At 52.9% G+C, this 17337-nt stretch carries 17 protein-coding genes; 4 read left to right on the top strand and 13 right to left on the bottom strand.

Annotated elements, in window-relative coordinates; genetic code table 11:
- Window positions 1-53: 53 nt before the first annotated feature.
- The 12 genes from R2K28_RS06895 to rsxA all read right to left on the bottom strand — a co-directional run bounded on the left by R2K28_RS06895 (window position 54) and on the right by rsxA (window position 10955).
- A complete protein-coding gene (locus tag R2K28_RS06895; RefSeq protein ID WP_316368684.1) occupies window positions 54-1097 on the bottom strand; it encodes a glycosyltransferase in 1044 nt (347 codons plus the stop codon).
- Between the two features lie 53 nt (window positions 1098-1150).
- Complete coding sequence (locus tag R2K28_RS06900; RefSeq protein ID WP_316368686.1) at window positions 1151-2215, bottom strand: GNAT family N-acetyltransferase; 1065 nt, start codon at window positions 2213-2215, stop codon at window positions 1151-1153.
- A 429-nt stretch (window positions 2216-2644) separates the two neighbouring features.
- A complete protein-coding gene (locus tag R2K28_RS06905; RefSeq protein ID WP_316368688.1) occupies window positions 2645-3421 on the bottom strand; it encodes a sulfite exporter TauE/SafE family protein in 777 nt (258 codons plus the stop codon).
- A 50-nt stretch (window positions 3422-3471) separates the two neighbouring features.
- Window positions 3472-4710 carry a hypothetical protein gene (locus R2K28_RS06910; protein ID WP_316368689.1) on the bottom strand — a complete coding sequence of 413 codons (1239 nt, stop codon included), beginning with the start codon at window positions 4708-4710 and terminating at the stop codon, window positions 3472-3474.
- Entirely contained in the window at window positions 4707-5177 is a 471-nt protein-coding gene (locus tag R2K28_RS06915; RefSeq protein WP_316368691.1) for a thioredoxin family protein, read from the bottom strand. The genes R2K28_RS06910 and R2K28_RS06915 overlap by 4 nt, the downstream gene beginning before the upstream one ends.
- A gap of 175 nt (window positions 5178-5352) precedes the next feature.
- The gene (locus R2K28_RS06920; protein ID WP_316368693.1) at window positions 5353-5625 is read right to left on the bottom strand and encodes an RnfH family protein; all 273 of its coding nucleotides are present in this window, start codon (window positions 5623-5625) and stop codon (window positions 5353-5355) included.
- A 15-nt stretch (window positions 5626-5640) separates the two neighbouring features.
- On the bottom strand, window positions 5641-6327 hold the full coding sequence (locus R2K28_RS06925) for an electron transport complex subunit E (protein WP_316368695.1): 687 nt from the start codon (window positions 6325-6327) through the stop codon (window positions 5641-5643).
- Window positions 6328-6428: 101 nt separating this feature from the next.
- Window positions 6429-7079 carry an electron transport complex subunit RsxG gene (gene rsxG, locus R2K28_RS06930; RefSeq protein WP_316368697.1) on the bottom strand — a complete coding sequence of 217 codons (651 nt, stop codon included), beginning with the start codon at window positions 7077-7079 and terminating at the stop codon, window positions 6429-6431.
- Window positions 7079-8164: an RnfABCDGE type electron transport complex subunit D gene (locus tag R2K28_RS06935; RefSeq protein WP_316368699.1), complete on the bottom strand. Its 1086-nt coding sequence runs from the start codon at window positions 8162-8164 to the stop codon at window positions 7079-7081. Before R2K28_RS06935 ends, rsxG begins: the two co-directional genes overlap by 1 nt.
- Window positions 8158-9678 carry an electron transport complex subunit RsxC gene (gene rsxC, locus R2K28_RS06940; protein ID WP_316369697.1) on the bottom strand — a complete coding sequence of 507 codons (1521 nt, stop codon included), beginning with the start codon at window positions 9676-9678 and terminating at the stop codon, window positions 8158-8160. Before rsxC ends, R2K28_RS06935 begins: the two co-directional genes overlap by 7 nt.
- 140 nt (window positions 9679-9818) lie before the next feature.
- Complete coding sequence (gene rsxB, locus R2K28_RS06945) at window positions 9819-10349, bottom strand: electron transport complex subunit RsxB (RefSeq protein WP_316369699.1); 531 nt, start codon at window positions 10347-10349, stop codon at window positions 9819-9821.
- Between the two features lie 30 nt (window positions 10350-10379).
- Window positions 10380-10955: an electron transport complex subunit RsxA gene (rsxA, locus tag R2K28_RS06950; protein WP_116446107.1), complete on the bottom strand. Its 576-nt coding sequence runs from the start codon at window positions 10953-10955 to the stop codon at window positions 10380-10382.
- Between the two features lie 365 nt (window positions 10956-11320).
- Between rsxA and nifL the strand changes: the two genes are divergently transcribed.
- Complete coding sequence (gene nifL, locus R2K28_RS06955; RefSeq protein WP_316368702.1) at window positions 11321-12946, top strand: nitrogen fixation negative regulator NifL; 1626 nt, start codon at window positions 11321-11323, stop codon at window positions 12944-12946.
- A gap of 34 nt (window positions 12947-12980) precedes the next feature.
- Window positions 12981-14516 carry a nif-specific transcriptional activator NifA gene (gene nifA / locus R2K28_RS06960; RefSeq protein WP_316368704.1) on the top strand — a complete coding sequence of 512 codons (1536 nt, stop codon included), beginning with the start codon at window positions 12981-12983 and terminating at the stop codon, window positions 14514-14516.
- A 371-nt stretch (window positions 14517-14887) separates the two neighbouring features.
- On the opposite strand, the gene R2K28_RS06965 is transcribed toward nifA, so the two are convergent.
- Window positions 14888-15499: a TetR/AcrR family transcriptional regulator gene (locus R2K28_RS06965; RefSeq protein ID WP_316368706.1), complete on the bottom strand. Its 612-nt coding sequence runs from the start codon at window positions 15497-15499 to the stop codon at window positions 14888-14890.
- Window positions 15500-15609: 110 nt separating this feature from the next.
- Here R2K28_RS06965 and R2K28_RS06970 point away from each other — a divergent pair, with 110 nt between their 5' ends.
- Window positions 15610-16350 carry an SDR family oxidoreductase gene (locus tag R2K28_RS06970; protein WP_116446873.1) on the top strand — a complete coding sequence of 247 codons (741 nt, stop codon included), beginning with the start codon at window positions 15610-15612 and terminating at the stop codon, window positions 16348-16350.
- A 96-nt stretch (window positions 16351-16446) separates the two neighbouring features.
- Entirely contained in the window at window positions 16447-17244 is a 798-nt protein-coding gene (locus R2K28_RS06975; protein ID WP_316368708.1) for a DODA-type extradiol aromatic ring-opening family dioxygenase, read from the top strand.
- Window positions 17245-17337: the final 93 nt, after the last annotated feature.

Here is a 17337-nt window from a genome sequence, read left to right on the forward strand (position 1 = left end):
AACTTTCCTTTGTGTATATATATCCAAGTATAGTCGAAATTGTGATTAATTGATCATTTGCGCAGGTGATGCATCATGGATTTTGTGTTTTGTATTAACTGTGTTCCTCCAGGGATTTTCAGTCCCATGACAGCAACCAATAATTGTTTTTTACTAAGTCCCGAGTAGGGTTGGGTGATCTCCTCGAAAGCGGAGCGAGCCTCGTCCGTCTGACCGTTGAGGATACGCAGATAGGTTAAGTTGAGAAGAGTTTTGTTAAGCGTATAGTCGACGTCAGTCTTGTTGTTTTGATAAAACTGAGCATCAGATTTCCATACTCGTTTGATGAATTCAGCTCTTTTTGCCAATTGAATTCTGTGATCGGTTCTGGTGAGTCGAAATTCATCTTCATGGCTGCGGTTGAGTGTCGTTTCATGATTTAAGAAGACTGCCTGATGCGCCTTTGAAAGGCGTGCAAAGAAGTCCCAGTCACCGCAGATGGAGTCATGCTCGATAAAACGTATATCGTCCGGGAGCAGGGACCTTCGAAACAGGGCGGAACTTGGAAGAACATGAGGGTTAAACAGGGAAGCGTGATAAATGTCACCAACGTGTATCTGGATGGCGTCAGGTGATGCATCAGGTATTGGAGACTCAAGGGACAGGTCTTTGTAACTGTAGGTTTGCTCGAAAAGGGAAGACCAGTCAATTGGCGCATCTAACCATGTGGTTAATCCATCAGGTATGCGGATATCATCCGATTTAAGGATGTGAAAGTTTGAATAGGTGAAACCCACGTAATCAAATTTATCGAGCAGTTCGACTTGAAGTGCAAGCTTATAGTCAAGCCATATATCATCGTCGTCCAGGGTGGCGATATATTCCCCTTGCGCCAATTTCAGTGCACGATTACGTGTCGCATTTAAACCGGCATTCTCTTGATTCAGGTAACGTATCTTAGGTGAATAGTCCTTGATGACACTTTCAGTATTATCACTGGATCCGTCATTGATTATAATAATTTCGAAATCCTGATATGTTTGTGCCAGCACACTTTGTACGGTTTTTAGCAGAAGTTCCGCTCGGTTATATGTAGGGATAATTACGCTAACTTTCATAGCTAACTCCTGACGGAAGTCGTGTGCTTGCTGTACTGTGGTCAGTGTGCCCGTTACTCAAAGAAACGACGCTTTAACTTGCCAGTATGTTGGAGTGCCTTATGGATCCAAAATGTCCTACTCTTTCTGAAGATTTGTAGATTGACATTGTTTCTCACTTTATTTGTGAAGCGTTTTTTAAATGCTTCATTGCCAATGGTGAAATCCAGCTCTTGTCGATTGTGCTGCATGGCTGATTGTATGAGAAATCGTATCAAAAGTGAGCCGGGCGAACGCGTGGAATAATCGATATTGAAGGATGGTTTGTACCAATAATATTTTCCGTCATAGTCAAATCCGTAATGGTATGAAATGGCTTTACCGTCTAGTTCCAAAACGGAGAAGTGCAGCCAATCTGTATCTACCAGCTGCTGTGTAAGGTTTATATAAAACTGTTGATTTATAGGGTTGTTGAAAAGGCTCGGCGAGGGTGTATCGGCCCAGCGACGGATATGCTGTGAAAAGAACTCTGGAAGGTGCTTTTCGATCTCCTCATCGGTAAGCAAGCGGTATTCCAACTCTCCCTGTCTGCGAAAATAGTTAAGTGGACGTTTGTTGCTGTATTTATTCAGTAGTTTGTCGACCTCCTCTTGGCGACCTTCGATTTGGAGGTAGGGGCAACGTATGGACTTGTTTTTCAGGTAGTGAAGGTTATGTCGTTTGCACGCATCCTCAATTAGTCCGCTAGTGGAGGAGGTGTATGGAATATTGTTAAGTATAATTCGGTCCCAGTTTTCGACGCTCTCGAGCAGGTAGTCGAAGATCAAATTTACTGCGTCATGTTTTTGTGTTGGTGTGATGAAGTCAAGATAGTCGGCGTTGTTATAACCGATTAGCTGCAAAGTTATGCTTTTATTGCTTTTCTTTGATAATGCAAGCGGTGCAAAGCCGATTGGTGTTTCACCGTCATATACAACAGGAAAACAGAGATCGTTGGTGTCAGAGAAGGTTTTATACCAGGACGAAAACCACTCATAAGTTTGGAACAGGGTGTTGGTTTCGTTTTGAGAAACGAGCTCGTTCCACTCCTTGTTTGAAAGAGGTAGTTTGGAAACATCAACTATATGTTTGATGTGCATATGGTACTAAAGCATAACAAGCAGGAGTTTCCAGGCTTGACTGTAATTCCTTTAAAGCGAAAATGTATAAATAGTATTTTAGATCGTACATGAAAGAATTAATATTATGTTATATCGTATGTATTAAACAATAGAACCAAATCATCATTATTCAGGTTGTGTGTGGTCAGTGATGTTCAATACATCTAATTATAATAACCACTAATCATTGATATGTAAATTAGGGTTTTTGTTCATAGATAGAGGGTTAGGTAGTGAAATTGGAATACGGAAATACTACAGGCTCCTCGAGGGGTGATTTGTCGAATCAAAGTGGAAATATGGCTATGTTCAATTCTGGTGCATGGATGGAAAAAGAAGGGTAATGGTGTTTGACCGTTCGTATTGTCCTGATCTGGCTCTGAATTGTGGTTATTCAGATCTGACTAATCAGGTATAAGCATAAAAAAATCGTAAGATCAAAATGCCTGCCATCAACCAGAGTACTCCCCGCAAAAGACTTAGATAGCGTTCTGCTGAGAAGCGTTTTCGCAACTGCATACCGATAAACAGTGCGGTCAGCGCAAACGGGGCCAAAAACAAAGTACTGAATAGAAAACTGCCAATACCGGGTATCTCCTGCAGAAAAAAAATCAGGCTCTGGGTCAGTTTGCCGGTGAAAAAATTGAGATTGAACAGGACCACCATTGTCGCGGTGGCAATACGCAGCTCCATGAACAGGATGATCAATACCGGGAGCATCACATTCACCATGCCGGCCATGAGTCCGGCAGCGGTGCCAAACAGCATATAGGCCGGCAGGGGATGTCTCCTCACCCAGGAGAATTCAACCCTTTTAAGACGCTCCTGGTTCAGGTAAAGCAATACAGCGGCGGCAAGCAGGAGGAGAAATGGACGGGGATCAAACCACAGCAGTAAAAAAGTACCGGTGATCGTACCTATCAACGCAAAAGGAATAATCATCAGATAAGGACGAACATTCCGCAATTGCTCTCTGCCACCGTGCCATATGGTCGTGAGATTGACCGACATGGTGGGAATGACGCAGATCAGTACCGCGGTAAAGACATCGGTGAACAGGGCCAGCAAAGGTGTTGCGATCATCGGAAAGCCGATGCCGAAGGTGCCATGTATGAGCCCGGCCAGAAAGATGATGGGTGCGGCCAGCCAGATGAGCTCCCAGGTTAATGGTGCCAATTCAGTCAAGGGGTGGTCCTGCTTTTGGGGTATGCAATTCAGTAATGACTATGATTGTTTTACTGCGTTTTGTGATGTCGGCCAAAGGCATATTTAAGCCGAGTGGCACCGCCTATGCTTTGACGGTCAATCCAGGCTATATGCAGGTTCCCTTGGCTATCCAACAGGATGCTGGGATTACTTTGTAGGCCCTCCCCGGATGCAACAGATACTATCCAGTCTTCGCTCCATTCACCATCCTCGTGCCAGCTCAATACCACATCACTACCGCCTTCTCTCTCGTCGTCCCAGGCAACGACCAGGGTACCATTCTTGTCCCCGGTAATTGCCGCATGTCGCTGTTTTGCCAGACCGCCAAAATCGTCCTGGACCTTTTCATTGCTACCGAACCGGTTCTCTACTGGGAGAAAATGGGCTCCCCAGATATCGTAGCCATCACGAAAATCGCGTTTGTCCGCCCAAACAGCAAAAGCACCTCGCTTGCCGTAACGTTCGAGGGCCACTCTTGAGACACCATGCCCCGATCCGTATGGAAGGTTTCGCCCCTCTGGTTTTTCGCTGATGCGTATCGGCTCACTGAAAACGCAGGCACTCTTCCGCTGCTCGACGGCTGCCATGATAATGGTGTGTTTGGGACGACGATCCTCCCAGGTCACTATTATGCGGCTGTCGCTGATGATAGCTGATGGATAGAGTTGCTCATCCGAGGGGGGCACAGAATCTACAGCGCAGCCATTGCCCGGTTTCAGTCTGCCTTTGTCTCCGGGGACTAGCCGCTTCACTTGGATGCGTCCATAGCGCCCGCTTCGCTGCGACCAGACTGCGACTATCCTGTCCTCATCGACGCTCAGATTGACTTGTGCCGAGGGTGCACTGTCAATCCTGGTAATGGGACCCAGGCTAAGCCTGCCATCTACTGACACCATCCGCGCATGGATCTGGCCCAACTCCTCCCAGGCAATCACAAATCGCCCGCGGGACAGGGCGATCAGTGAGGGTTCATAGGCCTCATCCTCCCCGCTGACTCGTTGCTCGTGGGTAAAGCCGGCTTCGTTTGTCTGCTTATAGGCCAGATAGATGCGAGGAATACCGTCACGATCATCTTCCCAGGCGATGGCAATGGTCTGCTCTGAGACGGCAATGTTGCGTCGTCCCGATGAGTCGAGATGGTGAAAATAGTGGTTGTTGGTGTCGGCGGCTGAGACATCGATTGCCCCTTCGAATGTCCATGGCGCAGCGAACAGGCTAGCAGATGGAATAAGCCACAACACAAGGATGGCGAGTTTAATGATTGTCACTTAGTTGCCTTTGAGAGGGCAGCTTGTATCTTTTCATCCGCTTCGATCAGGTCCTCGATACGTTGCACACCGATCATGCGGTAAAGGGTGTCGCCATCAGGATTGAGAAAGGTAAAAACAGGGGTGACCAGGGCATTATACCGGGTACCCAGTTCACGTTCTGCAATCCGTTCCCCACTGGGTAGGCGTATACGGCGACCGCTTTCAGCATCTACATAGGCCAGGGCATAGTGTGTTGAATACCTCTCTCTGACGGATGGGTCGGAAAACGCCTCTTTATTGGTCTTCTCACAATAGCCGCATCCGTATCGGCCAAAATAGACGAACAGTGGCTTGGATTCGTGCCTTGATTGGGTTATGGCCTGATCGAAAGGAAGGAAAGGATAGCCTTCTGGTGCGTCAGCCCGGATGAAAGTGGGCAGCAATAACAATCCCAGCAGGATTAAGATTGAGAGCCTGGATTGCATTGTGGTTTGCCTGTGTCTGTGTGCAAGATGCTGTAGTTGATTTATTGTCATGACCAATATAATAGCAACAGCTACAGATCCAGTCTTTATCACCCGTTGATAACACAGACGCTTCAGATTCTCATATAAATATTATCCTAAGTGGTTCATGACTCGATATTTTGAGTAAAACCATTCAATCATCGTTATCCCGGTCCCGGCGCTCCACCAGTTCGGGATCGGCAGTGATAACGCGGTAGATCTCGATGCGGGATCCCTCCTCGAGCCTGGCATCGAGCTTGGTGATCTTGCCGAAAATACCGACCTTCTGTTTATCCAGGTCGATTTCCGGAAACTGATTGAGCAGGCCGGAGTGTTGAATAGCCTGACGTACAGTGCTGTCATCCGGTACCTCAAGTTTGAGCCAGACCTGTTTGAATTTATCGGCATAGGCCACACCTACATTCATCTCGCTCTACTCCATCTATTGGTTGGAGGCAGTGGCTTCGACGGTTGCCCGCTTGGTACCACGCTCAGCCAGGGCACGGTCAAGCAAACGTTTGCCGGCAAGCAGGAAACCCAGCACCAGGAAACCGCCGGGTGGCAGAATGATGAGGAGGAAACCCTTGTAGTCCGGTATCAATTCAAGTTCCAGGAAGGAGGCCCATGATCCGAGCAGCAAGGCGGCGTTGGCGAACAGGGTGCCGCTGCCGAGGATCTCACGGGCGGCTCCCAGCAGCACCAGGGCCAGGGTGAAGCCGAGTCCCATCATCAGGCCATCGAAGATCGAAGCTAGCACCCGGTTGCGCGAGGCGAAGGATTCGGCCCGCCCGAGGATGGCGCAGTTGGTGACAATCAGGGGGATAAACAGCCCCAGTACCTTGTGCAGATCGTGCACCCAGGCATTCATCGACATATCCACCAGGGTGACCAGGACAGCGATGATCAGAACGAAGATAGGGATACGCACCTGTGGCGTGATGATGCCGCGGAACAGGGAGATCAGCAGTCCGGAGGCGATCATCACCGCCGTGGATGCGAGTCCCATGCCGAGACCGTTGCTGGCGGTGCCGGTGACCGCCAGCAAGGGACAGAGGGCGAGGGCCTGGGCGAACACTATGTTGTTGTCCCAGATACCGTCTTTGGCGATGCGTCGGTAGTCATTACTCATCGAATTGTTGCTCCAGCTGTGAACACCCCTGCGTATAACGGTGTGGGAAAGCATCGACAGCATTCGTGTTTATTCGCGTTCATTTGCGGACTGATACTTAATTACCGCTTCACCACATCCGTGGTGATCACCGGTGGATTCAACAGTTCGGTGCGGTTGTGCTTGAAGAAGGCCAGGCCGTCCTTGATCGCACCCACTACCCCGCGGGGTGTGATGGTGGCACCGCTGAACTGGTCGAAGCGTCCTCCATCCTTCTTTACTGCCCATTCGCTATCCGGGGGATCACCCAGTGACAGGCCGTTAAAGCTGAGAATCCATGGGTCCTTTGCCACCTCGATCTTGTCCCCTAGACCCGGTGTCTCCGCATGGGAGAGCACCCGTACACCGAGGACCTTGCCCTCGGCGTCCAGCCCCAGGATCAGCCGCATCTCACCGGCATAGCCCTGACCGCTGATCTCCCAGGCGAGGGCGTTGACCTGGGCGCCGATGGTGCCGCGATAGATGGTTACCGGCCTACCTTTTTCATCCATGATCTGGAGGGGATGGGCCAGCAGGTCGTTGTCGTATCGCGCATCGGGAACCACCTGGGCCAGGGAGTCGAGCAGGTCCTCTTTCTGACGCGCCTGGATGGCCTCTTTGGTGGCGATATTGCCGGCCACCAACAGGGCGGTGGCCAGGGTGGAAAAGCCGCCCAGCAATACAGCCTGATAGCCGACCCGCTTGCGGTATTTGGGTTCCAGTGGTGTACCCATCAGGCGTCACCCCCCTCATCCGCATAGTTCAGCGGCTCGCCCTTGCGGTCGCGGCCATAGATGCGAGGTTTGAGGTAATGGTCGATCAACGGGGTACAGGCGTTCATCAGCATCACTGCAAACGCAACCCCTTCCGGGTAGCCGGCCCAGGTGCGAATGGCGTAGACCAACAGGCCGACACCGGCACCGAACAACAATTGGCCACGGATCGAGACGGGTGATGTCACCAGGTCGGTGGCGATGAAGAAGGCGCCCATGATCGCCGCCCCTGATAGCAGATGGGTCAGTGGGTCGACGTAACTCTGCGGATCGATAAGATGGAAGAGGCTGGCCAGCAAGGTCAGGGTACCCAGCATGGCCAGCGGGATATGCCAGGTGATGATCCGTTTGTAGATCAGTAACAATCCCCCCAGCAGTAGTAGCAGGGCGGAGGTCTCACCGAGACTGCCGCTGGTCTGACCCAGGGAGAGCCGCCACAGGGAATCGATGCCACTGCTGGCGGTCTCCAGTGGTACCGCGCGACCCAGCTCTGTCTTCAGATGTCCCAGGGTGGTGGCGCTGCTGATGGCGTCCAGTTGACCGGAGCTGCCGAAGGTAATGGCGAGACTGTCGAGAAAACCGGGCGCCTGGGTCGAGAAAAGGGGCGCTGGTGAATTGAACAGGGTCATCTCCAGGGGAAAGGAGATCAACAGTGCCACCCGCGCCACCATGGCGGGATTGAACAGGTTCTGGCCGATACCACCAAACACCTGCTTAGCGATGACGATGGCAAGAAAAGCGCCGACCACGCCAATCCACCAGGGTGCCCAGGGAGGCAGAGTCATGGCCAGCAGCCAACCGGTGAGCAGGGCTGAGCCATCGAGCAGGAAGGGACGGGCACGCTTCCCGGCAATGCGCAGGGAGCCGGCCTCGAACAGCAGACAAGCGATCAGCGTGGTGACAAAAAGAAAGATCGCCGGCCAACCAAAGAGATAGAGGCTGTACAGGGTGGCAGGCAGCAATGCCAGCATGACCAGCCCCATGGTACGGCTGATACTGGTGCGGGCGTGGGTAAAGGGGCCGGCGACGGGCTGCTCTTCTAACATGTCTCAGTCCCGGTTTTAGTGTCGGATTGAGAGTCGGACGCCGCGGCAACCTTGGCTTGGGCCTCTGCTTTCTTCTTCGCTTCCATCTCTTTCTTGCGTTTCATCATCGCTTCGCGCTTGGCCTTCTTGATCGCCTCCATGCGTTCGTTGCGTGCCTCCGCCAGACGTTTGGTTTCACCCTGCTTGTGCTGAGCGCGCTGGCGGGCGGCCAGCTCGCCCTTGGCATAGTTGAAGTACTGCACCAGGGGGATGTGGGATGGGCAGGCATATGAGCAAGAGCCGCAGGCGATGCAGTCGAGCAGGCCCAGCTTGACCGAATTGTCGAGTCCCCCGGCACGGATGTGGGCTGCCATCTCCAGTGGTACCAGACCACAGGGACAGGCAGTGACACAGCTGGCGCAGCGAATGCATGGCATCTCATCGCCGTTTTCGCTTTCGTCGGCGGTCAGTGCCAACAGGCCGTTGCTGCCCTTGACCGCGGGTACCCTGGTGCTGGGAAGCGGTTGTCCCATCATGGGACCACCACTGATCAATCGAGTTGGTTGTTGGCTATATCCGCCGCAGTAATCGATCAAGTGGGTGAGGGGTGTGCCCAGAGGCACACGCAGATTTTTCGGTTCCCGGATAGCGCCTCCGGTGATGGTCATGACACGGGATATCAGTGGCCAGCCATGGTAGAGGGCATCGTGTACCGCCAGTGCGGTTGCCACGTTGTGAACCACCACGCCCATGTCGGCGGTGAGTCCTCGGGCAGGTGTCTCTTTGCCGATCAGAGTCTGTACCAGGTGTTTCTCAGATCCCATGGGATAGCGGGTCGGCAGTCCGACAACACTGACCTGGTCATGGGCCTCCGCGGCATGCCGCATGGCGGCCTGTGCCTGTGGTTTGTTGTTTTCGATGGCAACCAGGATGCGATCTACTCCAAGGGCGCGTGCCATCAGGCGCACGCCGTCGAGAACCTCAGCAGATTTTTCACGCATCAGGCGGTCATCACATGTCAGATAGGGCTCACACTCGGCTCCATTGATGACCAGGGTATGCAGTGCATAACGTTTGCGCAGATTCAGTTTTACCGCCGATGGGAAGGTGGCTCCCCCCATACCGACGATTCCCGCATCGGCAACGCGCTGTGCTATCTCCTCAAGGGATAGACTGAATGGTGCATGGACCGGGTCAAGTTGGTCTGTCCACTCATCCTCTCCATCCGGTTTCAGGGTGATCGTCCTGACCGACAGTCCGGATGGGTGGTGAGCGGGATAGCCCCCCACGCCCATGATCCTGCCCGAGGTGGGCGCATGCACCGGTGCGGAGATGGCGCCCTGATTACGGGCCAGGCGTTGGCCCTTCTTGACCATGTCGCCACGTCTGACCAGTGGCTCTGCGGCGGCCCCGATATGTTGTTGCAGGGGAATATGCAGCAGCGGTGGCATAGGCAGATGTTCAATTGCCTGTTCGGCACTCAGCTGCTTGCGGTCCTCGGGATGTACGCCACCGCGAATCTTGAATAGTTTAATGATGTTTTCGGCGCCCATGGTCAGCCCGCATATCTCATCAGGATTTGGTGTTTATTCAGCACAAATTTGATTAAGTTGGTCAGTTGCTTAATGCTCATGAGAATTCCTATTAGTACGCTCCGCCTGGTGAAATATGCGGGCTAGGCCGCCTTGGCCGGTTGCGGCCAATACCAGGTCTGCAGAGTCGGTTTAACCTCGCGCATTTCGATACATTCGGTCGGGCAGACGTCATAACACTTTTCACAACCGGTGCAGGCATCGGCAAACACCGCATGGATCTGTTTCGGTCCGCCCAGGATGGCGTCGGTGGGGCAGCGCTTGAAACATTTGGTACAACCGACGCAGAGGCTTTCATGGATGAAGGCCACCGTGGGCGCCCTCTCTTCCACAGCAGAGAGGTCGATACTTACCCCCAGTTTCTCGGCCAGCGCCTCAGCCAGGGCCTTGCCGCCGGGAGGGCACATGGTGACAGGGGCCTCACCATTGACAACCGCCTCAGCCGCGGGTGTACAGCCGGGATAACCGCACTGCCCGCATTGCGAGCCAGGCAGGAGTTCTTCGATTTCACCCTGCAGGGGATTACCTTCCACCGCCAGATATTTTGACGCCACACCCAGCAGGGCCCCCATCATCAGACCCAGCCCGGTAACAATGAAGATTGCAGAAACCATCATTAATCCCTCCCTAAGAGCTAACAGGCCCTAGTTGGTCAAACCGGCAAAGCCCATAAAGGCCAATGACATAAGGCCGGCCACCACATAGGCAATAGGTGCGCCGCTGAAGACAGCAGGTACATTCGCCAGCGCAAGCCGTTCCCGCAGACCGGCAAACATCACAAGTACCAGTGTGAAACCAAGGGCGGAACCGAAACCGTAGAGCAGGCTTTCAAAGAAGCCGTTCTCTTGCTGTACGTTGAGCAATGCAACACCAAGCACAGCGCAGTTGGTGGTGATGAGGGGCAGGAAGATACCGAGTACCTGATATAGCGCCGGCGAGGTTTTACGTACCAGCATTTCGGTGAACTGCACTACCACGGCAATCACCAGTATAAAAGTGAGAATGCGCAGGAAACCGAGATCGAGGGGAGTAAGGATATAGTGTTCCAATAGCCACCCGGCGAATGCGGCGAGGGTAAGGACAAAGGTGGTGGCCAGCCCCATGCCAAGCGCAGAGTCGAGTTTGTTGGAGACGCCCATCAGCGGGCAGAGGCCGAGAAATTTGACCAGTACCACGTTATTGACCAGCGCTGTAGAGAGAATGATTAGAAAGAGTTCCATGGATCCCGTCGGTTTAAGCTACGATGAGAATCACCCAACAATAAATATGCCAATTCACCATTATGCTTCTGTCCAGCATCGGTTGGTTTTGTGATCTCCTTCCCTATCATCCTGAAAATAAGAGTGAAATAGATCTGCCAGTGTATCTTTTCCCCGCGCGATGATTGTGATGCCGTGGGATGAGATGTGGGGGAGAACCCCCCCACATGTAGGCTTTGCGACAGGCCATCTGCCGATCTCTGTTAGGTGTATGACATAGGATGTTGTGGATCCCTATCCTCATCGGTCAGAAGGCAGTGGTATGGCTCTTGCTTATTTCAGGATAATTTCCACATTTTGAGCCTGATTAAGTGAAGTGAGCAGTTATGATGCAGCGCAAATCCAGATCCGGTGAGGTCTTAGACACGATTAGCAACTTTCTGGCATCCCCCCCCGAGGGGACGCCGGCGGAAGTGATCGAGGCCTTCAGTGCCCCGGGAACTACACAGCATCTGCCACCCAAGCTGTTTCTGGAAACCGTGGAGCAGGCCCCCATCGCTATTTCGATTACTGATCCGACTGCCCATATTCTCTATGTTAATCAGGCGTTTGAAACATTAACAGGTTATCCCCGGGATGAGTTGATCGGGAAGAACGAGTCGGTCCTGTCGAGTAACTCCACACCCATCGAGGTCTACCAGGATCTATGGGAGACGATTCAGCAGCGTAATGTCTGGCGTGGCAAGCTGGTCAACCACCGCAAAGATCAGCAGGAGTATCTTGCCGAGCTGACCATATCACCTGTTCTCAATCCGAAAGGATCGATTGCTTACTACCTGGGCATGCACCGTGATGTGACATCCATGCACCAACTTGAACAGCAGCTAAAGTTCCAGAAGAGTCTCACCGAGGCAGCCTTGGATGCGGCACCCATGGTGGTGGCCATGGTCGGTGCGGATAGAAAGGTTCTACTCGACAACCATGCCTATAAGGTACTCATTGGTGACTTCAGAGGCACTGAACCCGCCACTCTCTTTCTCGATGCCCTGGAACAGCAGATCGGCTTCGATCTTGGCAACGTCTGTCAGATCGGTGAAGGCTTTACCAATATCGAGGTGCGACTCGATCCACCCGGCAGCAGTAATCCGCGCTGGTTCGCCTGTTCCGGGGTGCGTGTCGCAGAGTTGGATGAGGCCGCGCAAAATTACTTCAAACAATCAGATGTGGCGCGTTGCTGCCTGTTGCTGATCGCCAACGAGATCACCGGTAGCCGAAATCGCATCAATGAGGCGCGACTGAATATGATTCGTGCAAGCATGGCTGAGCAGCAGATGGTACAGACCATGCGCGAGGCCATATCCGGTTCCATCTACAAGCTTCAGGCACCGCTGAATGTGATTAAGGCAGCCCTCTCGATGCCTGATTCTTCAGCGAGTCAGAATGGATTGCGTAAGGTGTTACAGCAGGCTCTCGAGAGTGGTGACGAGGCGATGGAAAGCCTGCATGGCGCACTTCCCAGCCCCACCTCCGAGCAGGCAACAGTGGTGAATATCAATGAGCTCTTGCATGAGGTGATAAAGCTCTCCACTGAAAAGATGTTGGCGGGTGGTGTGATTATCGATTGGCGTCCCGCAACGGTATTGCCCGGCATTACCGGCCGCGCCAATGCCTTGCGGGGTCTCCTGAAATATCTTTTGGACAATGCCATCCAGGCCCTGAGTGAGTCGGATCGGGATTACCGGGAGATCCGTTTGGAGACGCGAGTGGATGGGCTGGAGCTGGTTATCGAAGTGATGGACAACGGACCGGGTGTACCCAGGGCACATCGACTCAAGGCCTTTGAACCATTCTTCTGTGGTTGGACACAGGCAAAAGAGCATGCAGGCATGGGATTGACCATGGCACAGGAGGTTGCCATCGGGCATGGAGGCAGCGTTGAGATCGATGCGGACTTTCTAGGTGGTTGCCGCATATTTGTGAGACTGCCCCTTAATGGGTCTGGAGGCGAATGATTTTATGGTTTCACACGACATTAAACATGATGCTATGACAGGAAGTCACACCAGTTCTGTGATGGAGTCGGAACTGGAAAGCCTATATCAGGTAAGCCAGGTACTCAGCCGCTCCCTCGACTTTCGCGAGACCCTGATGGAGCTTCTGAAGACGCTGAATGATAGCGGCAACATGCGTCACGGTATGATTTGTCTGTTTGATAAACAGAGCGGCGACCTGCTGGTGAGTGCGCTGCATGAAAACCCCGAACCTTTCAATGCGGTTCGCTACAAACCGGGTGAGGGTGTCGTGGGTACTATCCTGGAGAGTGGCGAGCCCCTGGTCGTGCAGCGTATCTCTGATGAGGATCGCTTCCTCGACAGGCTGGGTGTGTATGATCCCGATCTTCCCTTTATCGGCGTGCCGATTCCGATTGGCGATCAAACGGCGGGTGTGTTGGCGGCACAGCCTTCAGGTAGTTTGAACCTGCTTGAGCGGCAGAATCGTTTTTTACAGATGGTAGGAAACCTGGTCGGTCAGAGCGTGCGCCTGGGGAAGAAGGTCGAGGACGAACAGCTGGCATTGAAGCACGAGCGCGACTCCTTGCGGCGCAAGGTGCGTGGCGAGCATGGCTTCTCCAATATGGTGGGACATACGCGCAGTATACGTCTGGTGTTCGAGCAGGTGCGTCAGGTGGCCAAGTGGAACACTACAGTGCTGGTGCGCGGCGAGTCAGGCACGGGCAAGGAGTTGATCGCTAATGCCATCCACTACAACTCGCCCAGGGCAAACGGTCCATTCATCAAGCTCAACTGTGCGGCCTTGCCCGACACCCTGCTTGAGTCAGAGCTGTTCGGTCATGAGAAAGGCGCTTTCACCGGCGCGGTGAGTCAACGCAAGGGACGTTTCGAACAGGCCCATGGCGGCACCATCTTTCTCGATGAAATCGGTGAGATCAGCCCGGCCTTTCAAGCCAAATTGTTACGGGTATTGCAGGAGGGTGAGTTCGAGCGGGTCGGCGGGGTCAAGACCCAGGTGGTGGATGTGCGTGTTGTGGCGGCAACCAACAAGGACCTGGAGTCGGAAGTGCAGGAGGGAAGTTTCCGCGAGGATCTCTACTATCGCTTGAATGTGATGCCGATAAACATGCCTGCCCTGCGGGAAAGGAGAGAGGATATATCCGATCTGGCGCGTTTTCTGGTGGGCAAGATCGCAAAGAGCCAGGGGCGTGAGCTGGAGATCGATGATGGCGCAATCGGTCTATTGATGCGCTACGACTGGCCCGGCAATGTAAGGGAGCTGGAGAACTGTCTGGAACGTGCAGCGGTGATGAGCGAGGCGGGCCTGATCGATAAAAAGGCAATCAATCTCACCGGTCTGGAGGGCAGTCTGCAACCCGGTCCGGCGAGCCTCAGCAGTGTTGCCAATGTGGATATCGACGATCCCAACCTGGATGAACGGGAACGGGTCATCGCCGCCCTGGAGCAGGCCGGTTGGGTCCAGGCCAAGGCAGCGCGGTTACTGGGTATGACACCGAGGCAGATAGGCTACCGGATACAGACGCTGAATATAAAGGTTCGTCAGATCTAATCTCAGTTATCGCCTAGGGCCTGTTAACACTAATCCAATGCACTCTGTTGTGCCTGAAAAAGCGCCAATCAAGGCGCACCCCAAGGGCACTTCCTTCGGGGCGCGAGGAGAGAAGTTTGGTGACTCCAAATGAACGACGAGCAACGCTGAGTGGTGCTTTTTCAGGCGCACCCCAAGGGCACTTCCTACGGGGCGCAACCCGAAGGGCTGGGGCTGTTTTTGCACCCAGCGGCGTTATCATTCGCTCATGTAGCCGGGCTACACCACGCTCATTCTGCCTTGCTGGGCGCAAAAACAGTCCCAGCAGAGTGCATTGGATTAGTGTTAACAGGCCCTAGTCACTATTTAACATGCTGTCTCAACACCTGCCACTACCTCACAGGTAGTGGCAGGGCATTGATTGCGATATCGACAACCTTGAGCAACTCTTTTCTCGACTTGCCTTGTCTCGCAAGAACTGAGATTCCATACAGCACAGATAACAGATATTCGGCGATATCACCCGGTTTGTTTGTCTGCTGTAAAAGGCCTCTTTTCTGTTCGGTCTCCACAACTTTTCTCAGCGCCTGCTGGTGAGCCGATCTCATGCTCTGTAACGAAAGAGAGATTTCATCAGGTATGGCACTACCCCCTGCCTCACAATTACTTTTGACGATGAAACATCCTTTTGGCAGTGCCTTGTTGCTGACCAGGTCGGTGATGCCCAGCATATAGGCCCGAATGCGCTCAGTAACCGGTGCCTCTGGCGGTTCGGTAAGCCGCTCAAGAATCGGCGCACCATAGTGCGAGGTGTAGTGTTCCAATGCAGCGCCAAAGAGCTGTTCCTTGTTACCGAAGGCGGCATACAGGCTGGGTTTATTGATGCCCAATGCCTCAGTCAAGTCGGTTACGGAGGTTCCTGAATAGCCGTTTCTCCAGAATACACGCATCGCCTTGTCCAGCGCATCCGACTTATCGAAGGTTCGTTTCCTGCCCGCACTCATCGCTCTCTCGCTCCATTCAATATTTCTACTTGACATTATGTACCGAATGGTACAATAATTCAAATATGTACCGATCGGTATATAATCAAAATATCTACAGGAGCTATCCCATGCAATCAGTAAAAGACCGAGTCGTCCTCGTAACAGGTGCAAACAGAGGTATCGGAAAGAGCATTGTCGAGGAATTTCTGCGTGCCGGTGCAGGTAAAATTTATGCAGCCGCCCGTAATCCGGAGTCTATAAAGCCCTTGAGCGATGCCTATGGTGACCGCATTGCACCACTCCACATCGACATGAATGAACCGGGCAGCATCGCCGTCGCCGCAAAGCAGGCAGCGGACGTCGGGATCGTGATCAACAATGCCGGCATGTTGAACATCGCCAACCCTCTGGCCAGTAATGCCGTGGCAGCGATGCAGGACGAAATGGAGGTCAATGTCTATGGTTTGATGCGTATGGCCCAGGCGTTTGCACCAATTCTGAAAGCGAACGGCGGTGGCGCCTTTGTACAACTCAACTCTGTCGCATCGATGAAAAATTTCGCCGACTTCGCCACTTATTCGGCGTCGAAGGCGGCATCTTACTCCATTACGCAGGGTCTGCGTGATGTGCTCCAGGAGCAGGGCACCCAGGTGATCAGCGTACACCCTGGACCCATCGCCACGGACATGGCGAACAGTGCCGGGTTGGGTGAAATTGCGGAACCGGCTGAGCTCGTTGCCCAGGCGATTATCGACGCCCTCGAATCGGGTGAATTCCATGCATTCCCGGACACCATGGCCAAGCAGATTGGCGCTGTCTACAGAGACTTTGCGAGCAACATCGTGGAAGCGAATCTGATGGAGGGCTGATTGGGAATTCTATATTGAAGAGCGTCTGGCGTTACCTTGCCCTCCGGGCAAGGTGGACTGCCATCCGGGAGCAAATATATTCGGCAGGGATAATCGTTGAAAAAAAACTCACGCGTAATTTTTATATCTCACGGTGGTGGACCTTTGCCCCTGCTTGGCGATGATGGGCATAAAGAGATGGTGGAGTGCTTGAAGGAGATTGCAAAGGCTATGGAAGAGCCATCGGCAATCATCGTTGTGAGCGCTCACTGGGAAGAGGCAGTCCCAACTGTAACCTCAGCTAGGAACCCACCACTGATTTATGATTATTATGGATTTCCGCAACAGTCCTACAGTATTGAATATCCTTGTCCCGGGGAACCCTCGCTGGCAGGCCGGATCCAGCAGCTGTTGCAGAAGGCCGGTATGGAAGCCGAACTCAATGATCAGCGTGGTTTCGATCACGGCCTGTTTGTGCCACTGAAAATCATCTATCCGGATGCTGATATTCCCTGTGTTCAGCTGTCTCTGGTGAACAGCCTGGACCCAATGCAGCATATCAGGATCGGTGAGGCGCTTCGGGGGTTGAGAAACGAGAATCTACTCATCATTGGCTCGGGCTTTTCGTTTCATAACATGAGGGCCTTTTTTTCACCTGACACCGCTGAGTCGAGGCGAATGAATGAATCCTTCGAGGCCTGGTTGGTCGATACCTGTTCCAACAAAGCGCTCGATGAAAATGAGAGAGCGCAACGGCTTAACGATTGGCTCAACGCACCCTATGCTCGCTATTGCCATCCCAGAGAGGAACATCTGCTTCCGCTGCACCTTTGCTACGGCTTCGCCCGATCTGCATGCTCAGACTATTATGAACTCGAGATCCTGAATAAAAAATCGAGCATGTATCTATGGTGAGGCCCTAACAGGGGAATGTCGAGGATTTATGCCAAGGGTTGTCATGTTCAAATATGGAGACATTTCTCAATTTCATGGATGTGGGCTCAGATT

This window comes from Candidatus Thiodiazotropha sp. CDECU1, from assembly GCF_963455295.1.
Classification (GTDB): Bacteria; Pseudomonadota; Gammaproteobacteria; order Chromatiales; family Chromatiaceae; genus Thiodiazotropha.